The sequence below is a fragment of the Peribacillus sp. P4_C12 genome, from assembly GCF_056402095.1.
Window position 1 is genome coordinate 1 of the sequence record NZ_JBFUIB010001154.1, and the last position, 604, is coordinate 604.

The following is a 604-nucleotide window of genomic DNA, read 5'->3' on the forward strand; positions in this document are numbered from 1 at the left end:
CAGGTCTGATGTTTCCATTATTCGTAGCGTAACCAATATGTTCAAAAAGAGCGGAAAAAATATCTTCTTCGCTTTGAAGCATCCTTTTATCAATCACTCTCAACGACTCCCAAAAAAAGCGACCAATGCAGCGATTGCTATTACGCCATGCTAATTTAGCACCATGTTCTAATTCTTCTAATGTATGTTCATATCTACCTGTATCTATAATTTCCTTTTTAATATGTTCAATTCTACTATTCGTTTCTTCTTCTGTTTTTACTAATTCTGAATAGCATTTCCTGATAAAGGATACGGCCTCTTGCAGTAAATCACTCATCTATCCCACGAATCCTTCCATTTACACAAACTTTTAGTTCACTAATAAAGTACCATATTTCTCATTTTATCTCTAAAGGAACTTCTTTTTGAATGACCATTTCTTTTAAAATGTGGCATTTTCGAGGCGAAAATATTTTCTAACACCTTATATTATACCTTAAGTAAGCTAATATATTTTTTATACTAAAACGGCTCTAGTAACTAAATAATATTCGGTAAAGTTGTTACAGAAGAGGTAAATGCATTATAATATATAATAATGGGGTGATATGATGAATAATAC

General features: G+C 31.5%; 1 protein-coding gene. It reads right to left on the bottom strand.

Translation table 11 applies throughout. The annotated features are described in order from the left end of the window. The coding region (locus AC1DUW_RS31895; RefSeq protein WP_477644588.1) for a nitric oxide synthase oxygenase at window positions 1-319 on the bottom strand (319 nt) is incomplete at its 3' end. Between the last annotated feature and the right edge of the window lie 285 nt (window positions 320-604).